This window comes from Rubrivivax rivuli, assembly GCF_004016505.1.
Taxonomy (GTDB): domain Bacteria; phylum Pseudomonadota; class Gammaproteobacteria; order Burkholderiales; family Burkholderiaceae_C; genus Rubrivivax; species Rubrivivax rivuli.
The window spans coordinates 115,832-128,249 of sequence record NZ_SACR01000005.1 but is presented as its reverse complement, the minus strand read 5'-3'; the positions used below and the strand labels follow the sequence as shown (position 1 = coordinate 128,249).

The 12,418-nt window shown below is 62.0% G+C and carries 9 protein-coding genes; 5 read left to right on the top strand and 4 right to left on the bottom strand.

Annotation, left to right across the window (positions count from 1 at the left end):
- The first annotated feature begins 15 nt into the window (after nucleotides 1–15).
- The 5 genes from EOE66_RS16610 to EOE66_RS16590 are packed head-to-tail and all read left to right on the top strand — an operon-like array spanning nucleotide 16 to nucleotide 8,953.
- Nucleotides 16–1,617: a type I restriction-modification system subunit M gene (locus EOE66_RS16610; protein ID WP_128229851.1), complete on the top strand. Its 1,602-nt coding sequence runs from the start codon at nucleotides 16–18 to the stop codon at nucleotides 1,615–1,617.
- Nucleotides 1,607–2,896, top strand: coding sequence for a restriction endonuclease subunit S (locus EOE66_RS16605; protein ID WP_128229850.1), 1,290 nt, complete (start codon nucleotides 1,607–1,609; stop codon nucleotides 2,894–2,896). Before EOE66_RS16610 ends, EOE66_RS16605 begins: the two co-directional genes overlap by 11 nt.
- Nucleotides 2,893–5,034 (top strand): DUF262 domain-containing protein, encoded by a 2,142-nt coding sequence (locus tag EOE66_RS16600; RefSeq protein WP_164885132.1) that lies wholly within the window; start codon nucleotides 2,893–2,895, stop codon nucleotides 5,032–5,034. The genes EOE66_RS16605 and EOE66_RS16600 overlap by 4 nt, the downstream gene beginning before the upstream one ends.
- Nucleotides 5,031–8,156: a type I restriction endonuclease subunit R gene (locus EOE66_RS16595; protein WP_128229848.1), complete on the top strand. Its 3,126-nt coding sequence runs from the start codon at nucleotides 5,031–5,033 to the stop codon at nucleotides 8,154–8,156. The genes EOE66_RS16600 and EOE66_RS16595 overlap by 4 nt, the downstream gene beginning before the upstream one ends.
- A gap of 5 nt (nucleotides 8,157–8,161) precedes the next feature.
- Nucleotides 8,162–8,953: a hypothetical protein gene (locus tag EOE66_RS16590; RefSeq protein ID WP_128229847.1), complete on the top strand. Its 792-nt coding sequence runs from the start codon at nucleotides 8,162–8,164 to the stop codon at nucleotides 8,951–8,953.
- Here the strand turns inward: EOE66_RS16590 and EOE66_RS16585 are convergent.
- The 4 genes from EOE66_RS16585 to EOE66_RS16570 are packed head-to-tail and all read right to left on the bottom strand — an operon-like array spanning nucleotide 8,900 to nucleotide 12,223.
- Nucleotides 8,900–9,214, bottom strand: coding sequence for a GIY-YIG nuclease family protein (locus EOE66_RS16585; RefSeq protein ID WP_128229846.1), 315 nt, complete (start codon nucleotides 9,212–9,214; stop codon nucleotides 8,900–8,902). The genes EOE66_RS16590 and EOE66_RS16585 overlap by 54 nt on opposite strands.
- Entirely contained in the window at nucleotides 9,201–10,514 is a 1,314-nt protein-coding gene (locus EOE66_RS16580; protein ID WP_128229845.1) for a hypothetical protein, read from the bottom strand. Before EOE66_RS16580 ends, EOE66_RS16585 begins: the two co-directional genes overlap by 14 nt.
- A 13-nt stretch (nucleotides 10,515–10,527) precedes the next feature.
- Nucleotides 10,528–11,034: a helix-turn-helix domain-containing protein gene (locus tag EOE66_RS16575; protein WP_205702723.1), complete on the bottom strand. Its 507-nt coding sequence runs from the start codon at nucleotides 11,032–11,034 to the stop codon at nucleotides 10,528–10,530.
- Nucleotide 11,035: 1 nt separating this feature from the next.
- Complete coding sequence (locus tag EOE66_RS16570; RefSeq protein ID WP_128229844.1) at nucleotides 11,036–12,223, bottom strand: tyrosine-type recombinase/integrase; 1,188 nt, start codon at nucleotides 12,221–12,223, stop codon at nucleotides 11,036–11,038.
- Between the last annotated feature and the right edge of the window lie 195 nt (nucleotides 12,224–12,418).

Sequence of the window (12,418 nt, the reverse complement as noted above, 5' to 3'; positions counted from 1 at the left end):
AACCAGAGGGAGCACATGACGAACGAAGAACTGAAGAGGACACTCTGGGACGCCGCGAACAAGCTGCGCGGCTCGGTGTCGGCGGCCGAGTACAAATACCCCGTGCTCGGCCTCGTGTTCCTGAAGTACGTGTCCGACATGTTCGACGCGCAAGCAGCTGTGATCCGGCGCCGCCTCGCAGATCCGAAGTCGGACCTGTACGTCGACGACGCAGCAACGCGCGCCGAGATCGAGCCCACCTTCACGGCTGACAAGACCTTCTACGACCAGGACAACGTGTTCTGGGTCCCGCCCACAGCTCACTTCTCCGCCCTTCTCAAGCAAGCAACCGATGTCGAGCTTCCTCAGAAGCTGGATGTGGCGATGGGAGAGATCGAGGCCGAGAACGCGTCGCTGAAGGGTGTCCTTTACCGCGAGTTCTCGCGGCTTGCGCTGGCCGAGGGAAAGCTCGGTGAGCTGATGGGCATCGTGGCTCGGCTCAAGTTCGACCCAGAGCAGCATGGCAGCCTTGACGTCTTCGGCGAGGTCTACGAATACTTCCTTGGCGAGTTCGCGTTGACCGAAGGTGCTAAGGCCGGCGAGTTCTACACCCCCAAGAGCGTCGTCAACCTGCTGGTCGAGATCCTCGCGCCGTTCAAGGGAACCATCTACGACCCGGCCTGTGGCTCTGGCGGCATGTTCGTACAGTCGGCCCGCTTCAAAGATGCGCACCAGAAGACGCTGGGTAAGAAGGGCGACCTCGCTATCCACGGCCAAGAGCTGATGGCCCAGACCCGGCGCCTGTGTCTCATGAACCTCGCGGTGCACGGCCTGGACGGCGACATCGGCCAGACCTACGGGTCGACCTTCACCAACGACCAGCACAAGACCCTACGCGCCGACTACATCCTGGCCAACCCGCCATTCAACATCAAGGATTGGGATGGGGACAAGCTGAAGGGTGACCCCCGCTGGGTGTACGGCCCTCCCCCGGAGGGCAATGCGAACTTCGCGTGGCTGCAGCACATGCTCGCTCGACTATCGAGCCGCGGGCGAGCTGGCATCGTGCTGGCAAACGGCTCGATGTCTTCGCAGCAGTCAGGAGAAGGGGACATTCGCAAGGCCATGGTCGAGGCTGATGTAGTGGAGTGCATGGTTGCGCTTCCGCCTCAGTTGTTCTCTAACACCCAGATTCCCGCCTGCCTGTGGTTCCTGGCCGCTACCAAGCGTGCCGGCGTGGGGGGATCGATCGATCGCCGAAAGCAGGTCCTCTTCATAGACGCCCGAAAGGCAGTGTCCGGACGGATTTCCCGCACGCAGGTCGAGTTCACCGATGCAGACCTTCACAAGATCGCACTTACCTATCACCGGTGGCGAGGCTCGGATTTCTCCGACGGCGGGGCCTACACGGATGAAGCCGGGTTCTGCAAATCGGTGAGGCTGGAGGAGATTCGGCAGCACGCCCACGTCATGACGCCTGGCCGCTATGTAGGCGCTCAGGTTGCGGACGATGACGAGGAGGCGTTTACTGAGAAGATGGATCGGCTGACTGCTCTTCTGGCCGAGCAGTTGGCAAGAGGTGCCGAGTTGGACGCCAAGATCCGCGAGAAGCTGGGGGCGCTGGGCTATGCCGTCTGACATGCAGCCACTCGGTGATGTAGTTACCCTCGTATCGGGGAGCACTCCGTCGAAGGCGAACCAGGACTTTTGGGGCGGAACCACGCCTTGGATCTCCGCAAAGGACATGGGAGATTTCTGGATCGAAGATTCAGAGGACCATCTGACTGAGGCTGGATTGGCAGCAGCTTCCCGCCTTGTGCCTGAAGGAACGATCCTCCTTCTGGCTCGTGGCATGACTCTCCACAAGCGCGTGCCCATCTGCAGGGTCACACGCCCCAGCACCTTCAATCAGGACGTGAAGGCGGTGCTTCCGAAGAACGGACTGTCGCCAAGGTTCCTGCCGTACTTGCTCATAGGTAATCACGACAGGTTGCACGAGCGAGTGGACTCGGCAGGGCACGGCACCGGGCGGCTAAATAGCGACGCACTGCTTGCGTTCCCCGTGCGCGTCCCTAGTCCCGTGGAGCAGGAAAGCATCGCGGACATCGGTGAGGGCATAGATGATCGACTTCGATTGCTGCGCCAAGCCAATGCAACGCTCGAAGCGATCGCGACAACCCTCTTCAAGAGTTGGTTCATCGACCATAAGCCCGTGCGCGCAAAGGCCGAAGGCCGTGAGCCGGAGAGCATGGACGAGACTACTGGAACGCTGTTTCCTGCGAGCTTCGAGGGCTCTGCCATTGGCCCAATCCCAGTTGGTTGGAGGGTCGGCAAGCTAGGAGATGTCTGCGCAAATCCTCGCGGGCAAGCCAAGCCAGGCGACATGCCTCCGGATACACCGTACATCGGCCTCGAACACATGCCGAGGAAGTGCATTGCGCTCGACAGCGCCGGCACTGCCGCGGGACTGGAGAGCGGAAAGTTCTGGTTCGAACGGAACGACGTGCTGTTCGGAAAGCTGCGCCCGTATTTCCATAAGGTTGGACTGGCCCCCTTCCGCGGCGTCTGCTCGACGGACATCCTTGTGCTTCGTCCCACCGAGCCAAAGTGGCTTGGGTTTGTCGCGATGCACGCCTCAAGCGACGAGCTCATCAGCTACACCACGCAGCTATCGAACGGTGCGCGCATGCCGCGCACGAGTTGGCACGACGTGGCAGCGTTTAGGGTTGCGATACCTAGCGACGACATTGCCAACGCATTCAATGATCTGGTCAGCCCGTTGTTCCAACGAATCTACGCGAACATCGCGACTGCGAAGTTGCTCGCGGAAGTCAGGGACACCCTGCTTCCCCGACTGATCAACGGCAAGCTGCGGCTGCCAGAATGCAAAGAAGAATTGAGGGAGATGATCGCGTGAAGCCGTCCATCCAGACACTCGGCCAGATCCTGTACTCGCCGAGTCAGTACGTCATACCAGTCTTCCAGCGCAACTACCGCTGGGACCGGGCGCAGTGGCAGAAGCTCTGGAGCAGCATCATCGACCTGACCGGTCCTACCAAGATCGGCAACCACTTCATGGGGTTCCTGGTGTTCGTGCCAGGCCTTGCGCAGCCTGGGCAGCACACCCGCTTCCACATGGTCGACGGCCAGCAGCGGCTAACCACAAGTTCGATCATGTTGATCGCGCTGCGGAACATCGCGCGATCTGTGGGTCAGACGGAACTGGCCGACGAGATCAACGGCGACTACCTCGTCCACGGGCGGAAGAAGGGCGAGGAGCACTTCAGGCTGCTTCCGAAGGCGAAGGACCAGAAGAACTACGTCGCCATCGTGACGGGCAAGGGCGAGCCATCCGGGCGTATGGCCGATGCCCTCGACTACTTCGAGGAGCGCTTCAAGGAGCTTGTAGAAGCCGACGCCAACGGCCTGCGCTCGATCTTCGACCTGGTGTGCCAGCGCCTGGAGTTCATGTGCGCGACGCTGGAGGCCGAGAACGCTTACAACATCTTCAAGAGCCTGAACTCCACAGGCGTGCCGCTCGGCCCTTCCGATCTGATCCGCAACTTCGTGTTCATGCACGTCAAGCCGGACGACCAGGACGAGTTCGACTCGGACAGATGGGCGCCGCTGGAAGCACGCTTCACGACCGCCGACGGGCGACTGGACGAAGAGGCCTTTTCGCGCTTCTTCCGCGACGTGCTGATGATGGACGGCAAGTACGTCCAGCCGAAGGACACCTTCACAACCTTCGAGGCCAGGTACGAGGCCACTGGGTTCTCGCCGCAGGCGTTGACCGATGAACTGCTGGCTCACGCCAGGCACTACGCTGCCATCGGCGGCAAGCAGGCAGACACGAACTCAGATGTCACGTCGGCTCTTGCTGGGCTCAACGCTCTGGAAAGCTCCACCACCTATCCGCTGCTGCTCTCGCTGTTCAAGAAGCGGGCTGACGGGGTAATCGACTCGGCCGCGCTCGCCAGAGCGATCACCATGCTGCGGGGTTTCATCATCCGCAGGTTCATCTGTTCTGAGAGTTCACGCGGCTACGGCCAGATGTTCGTCCGTGCCATCGATACGGCCGCCAAGGACCCTGTTCAGGCCCTCGAAACCTACCTGCTCCACCGTGGCTGGCCAGATGACGCCCGCTTCGAGGCGGCCTTCGCCAGCTTCCCGCTCTACCAACGGGGCTACACGAAGACGGTACTGGAGACCATCGAGCGCCAGCGTGGCCACAAAGAGCAAGCAGCACTGGCCGCTGCGCAGGTCGAGCACATCATGCCGCAGACGCTCAACGAGGGATGGCTGGCAGACCTTGGCGAAGACGCGAAGCGCGTTCACGCCGAGTGGTTGCATCGGCCTGGCAACCTCACGTTGAGCGCCTACAACCAGGAACTATGGAACCACCCGTTCAGCGTCAAGCGTCAGGAGTACCTGAACAGCAACATCGGCATCACGCGCGAGCTGGCCAATCAAACGGCCTGGGGCGAACAGCAGATGAAGGATCGTGGCCAGGCGCTCGCCAAGGAGGCGGCAGCCATCTGGACCGGTCCGAAGGTGCCCTACGTGCAGCCCAAGGAGAAGGCGGCGCCTGAGGCGGCTGGCGAGGATGGCAGCGCCTTCCGCCTGAGGTTCTGGAACGGGCTCATCGACTTCCTCGCCCAGGAGCACGCGGACCTTCCGCAGTTCGATTCGCGCGCCGCGATGACGATCCGCCTGCAATCAGGGGTCCGTCACATCGGCTTCGAGCTTCGGCACCTATTGCGCCCCGCCGCGGTCGCGCTCGACGTGTACTTCTGGCGGGAAGCATCGTTCCCCGTGTGGGAGACGTTGAAGGCCGATCCCACGGAAGCCAACGAGCTGATCGGCGCCGAGTGGTCGTTCGGTCAGACGGATGATGGGAAGCTGCGCTGGATGAACATCAAGCTGCCGATGACCAGCTCTGACGAGTCGGAGTGGCCGGCGGCATACGCATGGTTCGGGGACAAGCTGGCCTTGCTCTACACCTCAGTCGCACCGAAACTGCGCGACGAGATGACAGCGGGTACCCAAGCATGAAGGCCGTCGACGAATCCATCGTCGAACAGGCCACGCTCGAATGGCTTGCCGGACTGGGCTTCTCGACGATTCATGGTGACGACCTATCGCCCGGGGCTGATGACGATGCGCCCCGGCGCCGCTACTCGGATGTCGTACTCAAGCCGCGCCTTCGCGATGCGGTAGTACGGCTCAACCCCAGTCTGACGCCGAAGGAAGTCGAAACCGCCACCGTGGCAGTCTCCACCTACGCCTCGCAGTCGGTAGTCGATGGGAACAAGGAGTTGTACGACTGGCTGCGGAACGGCGTGCCTGTCGACCGTGTCGAGTCCGACGGACGCAGGACTGTAGTCCGCGCCCGCGTGATCGACTTCGAGGGCGGCAACGACCTCTTGGCTGTCCAGCAGTTCACCGTTCACGGGCAGAAGATCCGCCGACCGGATGTCGTGCTGTTCGTCAACGGCCTGCCCTTGGTTGTGATCGAACTGAAGAACCCGGCCGACATCAACGCCGACATCGAGGCGGCCTACAACCAGATCCAGACCTACAAGGTCGACATCCCGCAGCTCTTCTTCTTCAACCTGCTCAACGTCATCTCGGACGGCACAGTGGCTCGGTATGGGTCGGTGACTGCCGACTTGAGCCGTCACTCACGCTGGCGACTGCTCGACGGCAAAAAGGTCGGGAAGGGCCAGCTTGAGCTGGAGGTTCTGATCCGAGGGCTCATGGACGAGGCGACCCTCTTGAGCTTCTTCCGGGGCTTCGTGGCCTTCGGAGGTGCCAACGGAGGTGCCACGTACAAGATCATCGCGCAGTGGCACCAGTACCACGGTGTCCTGCGTGCCGTGGAGCGTGCTCTCTCCGCGCTCGACAAGCGCGACGGCAAGGGCGGCGTCATCTGGTTCACCCAGGGCTCGGGCAAGTCCTTGCTCGCCCTGTTCTACGTCATGGCCCTGCGCGATCGGCCTGAGTTCGAGAACCCGACCATCGTGCTCGTGACAGACCGGAAGGACCTGGACGGGCAGTTGTTCGAGACCTTCGCTGACTGCGCGGTGTCTCTGCGGGCGACAGCGCAGCAGGCTACGGACCGCGACGACCTGCGCGACAAGCTCTCGTCCATCGAGGCTGGCGGGGTGTTCTTCACGACGATCAACAAGTTCGCGCCCGACCCGGGTCAGAACAACGTTCCGGAGCTGTGCCCGAGGTCGAACGTCATCGTGATCGCAGACGAAGCCCACCGGACCCAGTACGGCTTCAAGGCAACTCTCGACACCAAGACCGGAAAGACCAAGTACGGCCTGGCCAAGTATATGCACCAGGCACTGCCGAACGCCATCTACCTGGGCATGACCGGCACGCCGATCAGTCTCGATGACCGTGACACTGAGGGCGTGTTCGGCACCTACGTCGACGTGTACGACATGATCGCCGCGCAGGAAGACGAGGCGGTCGTCCCGGTCAGCTACGAGTCCCGGATCATCGAGCTGCGCTTCAACGAGGCCGAGAAGCAGGCCCTGATGGATGAGTTCCTAGACGCCACCGATGACGAGGACGAGTCGGCGCAGTCTAAGACGGCTTCACGGCTCACCCGGCTTGAAGCGATCGCCATGGCTGAAGGCCGCCTGGAAACGCTGGCCAAGGACTTCGTGGCGCACTGGGAGACGCGCAAGGAGTCCATCGCTGGCAAGGCCATGATCGTGGCCATCTCCCGCGAGGCGTGCGTCCGCCTGTACGACGAGATCGTGAAGTTGCGGCCGGAGTGGCACAGCACCGATGTGCTGGCCGGCCGAATCAAGATCGTCATGACGGCGGTCTCGTCCGATCCGCCGCAATACCAGCCTCACCGCCTGGACCCCAAGCAGTTCAAGCAGATCGAGAAGCGTTTCAAGGACGCCGACGATCCCCTGGAGATCGTCATCGTCCGCGACATGTGGCTCACCGGCTTCGACGCCCCCCCGGTGAACACGCTGTACGTGGACAAGCCGATGCAGGGGCACGGTCTCATGCAGGCCATCGCACGCACCAACCGGGTCTGGCGCGACAAGCCCGGAGGCTTGATCGTCGACTACATCGGCATCGGGGAGGAACTGAAGAAGGCGATCAAGCAGTACACCCGCGACGCCAACAACGACAAGGAGCCAGTCGACACCTCAGGCCAGGCGCTGAAGATCCTTCTGGACACCGTCGATGTGATCCGCAAGGAGTTCTTCCACGGCTTCGACTACACCGGGTTCCAGAACCCGAAGGTTGCGCTCAGCCTTCTCGGTCCTGCCATGGAGCACCTGCTACTGGTCGACCCGGAGACCGACGAGAAGGGACGCAACCGCGGCGTGCGCTCGTTCCTGGACCAGGTGGCTAAGCTCACCAAGGCTCAGGCGCTGGCAGGCACGCTCGACGCCGCCATGGCGCTACGGGAGGAGATCGCGTTCTTCCAGGCCCTGCGGGTGTCTCTGATCAAGCTGACTCGCGCCGGCGAGTGGCGGTCCAAGGTCGAGAAGGAAGCTGCCCTGCGACAGCTCGTCGCCAAGGGCGTGCTGGTCGAGGGGGTCAACGACATCTTCGCGACCCTCGGCCTTGGCAAGCCCGATATCTCGGTACTCGATGAGGCGTTTCTGGCCCAGATCCAAGCGATGCCGACCAAGAACCTGGCGGCCGAACTCCTGGAACGTCTGATCGCCGACCAAGTGAAGGCCCGGGGGCGGAAGAACGCGATCCAGGGGAAGGAGTTCACCGCCAAGCTCGAAGAGGCCATCACCAAGTACCAGAACCGGGCGCTGACGACGGTCGAGGTCATCGAGGAGCTGATCAAGCTCGCCAAGGAGATCAACGGGTCCAAGCCGCCAGAGGAGATGTCGGAGGAGGAGTTCGCCTTCTACCAGGCCCTCATCGAGAACGAGTCGGCCGTTCGCGAACTCGGACACCCGGTTCTGCGCGCATTGGCGCACGAGCTGACGGACAAGCTGCGGAAGTCGGCGACGATCAACTGGCAGAACCGCAAGTCGGCTCGCGCCAAGATGATCGCCATGGTCAAGGTGCTGCTGGCCAAGCACAAGTACCCCCCTGACAAGGCCGCAGAGGCAACCGAGAAGGTCATCGCGCAGGCCGAACTGCTCGCGGACACCTGGGCCTTCGAGCAGCCCTGACCGCCGTGGCGATCCTCTGCTACGAGATCACGGGCTCGTCGCAGCCCAACGCGCGCAGCACGACTGGCGCCGAGGACGGGCACATCGGCGCTGTCCTAAAGGGCGACCACCAGGAGGCAAGCGCTCAGCTGTACTCAGAGCTTGCCGCCAACAGGCTGGCGATGTTTCTGGGCATCCCGGTCGTCGTCGGCGTGCCAGCCAGGCGCGGTTCGGAGGATGTCGCGATGCGCTTCGCGGCGCTGCGTGCCGCAGAGGCCGGTATGGACATCTACGACTTCACCGAGGAAGACCGTGGAGAGAACGAAGAGGACGATGACGATGCCGAGGTTCCTCAAGGCGTGTATCGGAACACCGGGCACGTTCGCGCGATGTCCGCGCTTTGCCAGAAGTACCCGTTCGAGGCAGCCGCGATCGCCGTCTTCGACCTCTGGATCGGCAACGAAGACCGGGCGCTGAACTTCAAAGGTCAGATACGCGGCGAGGAACGCGGTGTCATCTTCGCTCTGGACCAGGGCTCGTCCCTGCTGGCATGCAGGTCGACGATCGACAACTCACTTGAGGAGCTGTCTGACTCAGCCTACCCCTCGTTCCACCCCTTCCAGAAGCTCGTAAACGCCCGCTACTGCGGCGCAATGGTCGAGAGGGTGCAGAGCATGCCAGACTGGGCGATCGAGGCCGCTACGGTCTATCAGGATACGGTGGGCAATGTCATCCTGCCCGACCAGTACCAGTGCTACGAGGCTCTACGCGAACGTAAGAAGATCCTGGGTGGCTTGGTCGACCGGGTGCTGTTCTGACCAGATGCGGGCGAGCGTAAGCTTGCGCTCCGTGCCGACCCCCTTGACCTGCCGTTCGATCTTCATGGCCTCGCGCTTGTTCGGGAACAGCTTGGCGGCCAGCAGGCGCTGAGGGGGATCGAGACGCGTAAACAGCGCGCCCTTGCCAGTCTGATGCGCCTTGATTCGGTGGTCCAGAACCGGCGTGACGCCGGTGTAGACGCGCCCAGATCGGCACTGCAACATGTAGACGAACCAGGGTTCGCCGCTACTCGGTTCCATCGTCCTGAGTTCCAGCGGTGCCCATGATGTGCTTGTTGCGCTCCTTCACGAACTCAGCCGGCAGGGTGCGGTGCAGATCAGCAGACAGCAGACGCTCAAGCTTTTGGATGGTGGCGATTGATACGCCCATCGTTTCGACAAGCGTGACACGGTCTCGGTGGCCAGCGCGCATCGCAGCGTAGATAGCAGAAGCACGAAGCACCCTGGCGTTATGCCCCAAGGTCCGTTTGACAAAGGCATGAACCTTCGGGATGGTCGTGAGGAACAGCGACATGTGCGAACGCGCTTCCAGCGTGGCATCGCGCCATCCAGGGAAGAGCTGCTCGATGTTTCGTTCGAAGATGGCAGCAACACTCTTGGGCACCAACACCCAGACCCTTGCCGGCCTGACGGCCAGCCTCCCGGCTTCGTTGACCTCGAACTTGTCGAGCGTGATGTCATAGGCCGCCTGCGCGGTCAGGCCCATCTTGCAGATCAGCCACGCAAGCAGGTACTCGGGCTCAGTGTTCTCAGACTGCACGCGATCCAGAATCTGCTTCAGTTCCTCTGGCATGAGGACCTCGTGCGGTGGGCTTGACTGCCCGACGCCCGACTTTCTCTTGGCACCCTTGCGATGCACGGTTGATGCTGAAGAGAAAGGCCTGTCCTCTTCCAAGAACCGCAGAAAGCGCTCCACCGATGTGCGCAGAACGGCGGGGTTCTTCGCCATGAACGACACCACGTCTCGCCTTTTCATGCTTAGCCAAGAGGTGTGCCCCTCCGCAGCCAGGTAGATGGCCAGCCTCCGCGGCTCAGACATCAGCCGTGCGATGTAGGTGTACGAACGGGTGTGGCCCTTCTCGGTCAGCCGGTCGGATCGGCGTTCAAGCTTCGCCTCGTACTGCAGCAGCTTGTCCCTCATTTGCTCCGGGATCGATTCCGGTATCTGCACCTGCCTGCGTTCTTGCCTTGGCTCCTGGACATCGGCCTGCTTGAGCAATGCCGATACGCGAGCCTGCAACGCCGGCACGGCCGAACGCACAAGTTCATAGGTCTGTTCTGGGGTCAGCGTGCGCAGGTAGCGGATGACGGCTGCATCGCCACCGTCGATGACTTTCCCGAGGCCTTTGAGTACCGTCAGGCGCACCTCGAAGCGAGCAGCTGTCGTCCTGCGAGCCGCAAGCGATTGGGCGCACAAGGCCAGGCCGCTGCCTTCTTGCAGCGCCCAGCATTCTGCCGGCCGGACAGCCGCTGACTGGAAGCAGTGGCGGTGTTCGTGCCAATTGGTCCACTGCAGGGTGTGCTCGCACAGCGCGCACACGCCGCTGCGTGGATCAGGACTTTGACTTGACCTTGTTGGCATTCAGATGCGTCACCTTCGGACCTGCCAGGTCATCGAGGCTCTTCTCGGCCAGGCGTGGCTTTGGCCGTGCCGCTGGTGTTGGTGTTGGTGTTGCAGGCGACGCCACTGCCGGTGGCACTGCGGCCTCTTGCGCGGGTGCCGGGGCATCGCTCGCGGCACCGGGTTTCGCAAGCCTCAACGTACCGTACCGGAACGGTTGCAGGCGAGACCGGAGGTCGTCGACGAACTCCGCAGGCGCGTCGCTCACGTTGGTCTCAAAAAGGTCACCCGGGAGGCACTGCAGCTCGTTGCACAGTGCTTCGATGAGCGACAACGGCAGCTGCACGTCTTCGTCCTTGAACTTCCGGCTCAATGGCGTGCGAGTGATCTTGTAGCCCTGCTTTTCGGTCAGGCGCTGCGCCATCTCTTCGATGGACTTCACGCCCGAGTCGCGCATCAGAACCTCCAGGCGATTTCGCAGCTTGATCTTCATCGTCATGTCAGTCCTCTTCCTCATCGTCGAACAGCTGAGCGGCGCTGTTGACCTCGTTGGCCGCACCCAGTGGCGTCGGGTGGTAGTAGTACAGCGTGGTGTGCAGATGCTTGTGCCGCATGTACTTCTGCGCGATCTCCGGCGAGTACAGCGGGACCATCAGCGTGCAGCCAGTGTGCCGCAGCGTGTGTGGCGTGAGCTTGCGCCGCAGGACGCCAGATTTCATGGCGATGTCCGCGAGCCGTTTGCGGAAGCCATTGGGGCAGACCACGCCACCCCGCTCGCTCGGGAACATCAGGTCACTCACACTCACCATCTGGCCCTTGATCTCACGGCGCCCATCATCTTCAGTCTTGGACTTGCGCCTGAGCAGGATCTTCTGCCGCACACTGTTCGTGTACCACTCGATCAGACCATGCACGCTGGGGTCGCGCATGGGGACTGACCCAGTGACATCGCCCTTGCCGGTGACGGTCAGCACCCCCCACTTCCCGAAGTGCTGAAGGTCCGCGTCCAAGCTGGCACAGAAACTGGACACTCGCAGTTCGGTCAGTTCCGAGATGCGCAGGGCGAAGTGAATTCCCACATGGAACATGACGCGGTCACGCAGCAATGGCAGCAGCGACTTCGAATGCTCGCGAGCAGCGCGTGCGATTTCTGACCTGAAGGTCTCATCGATCGCGTCGATCTCCAGGTCGGTCAGTGCCCACCCTTTGGGTACCCAGTTGAGCTTGTGGCGCTTGACGGCGATCGAGTTGTCATCGTCGACGAACGCCTTCGGCCGGACGTTGAACTCGGAGAAAAGCTCGTTGACGCGCTCGGCCGTCAACATGTAGTTCTGGAAACCTCTCCAGGCAGCGCAATACGTGCCCACGGTAGCAGGCGCCAGCATCTGGCCGGTCTCTTGGTTCACGCGCGATTCGAAGTAGCGCGTGACGTGATCCTTCTGCAGTTCCCACGGTGCGACGCGTGCGTGGTTGAGCAGCCGCAACAGGTTGTCGCGGTGCAGCTTTGCGCTGCCGGGCTTCAGACCTTGGTAGTGGAGGAGGTCGGCGTGCCAGTCGCGAACGAGGTTCGACGCGTAGGCCAGCTTCGTGCCGTGAAGGAAGCTCAGGCTGGAATCGCTCCCCGCTTCGGGGTGTGATTTCCCCTGCGGTTCACTATTGAGCGTGCCCGAAAGCTTCAGAACGGCCATCTTGTGCACAGCATAGCACGATGAAAGCCGAACGTGCAAGAGTTGCACGTTTCGCACTGAGTCTGGCTACCCGGTTTTGAGCCAAACCCGCACTTTGAGTCTAAACGTGCAAGTTCTGCACGCTGATAGTGTCTATATTTCAGTAAAGAAAAAACCCCGCCGAAGCGGGGTTCGAATGGGTGCCGTGGGCCGGCA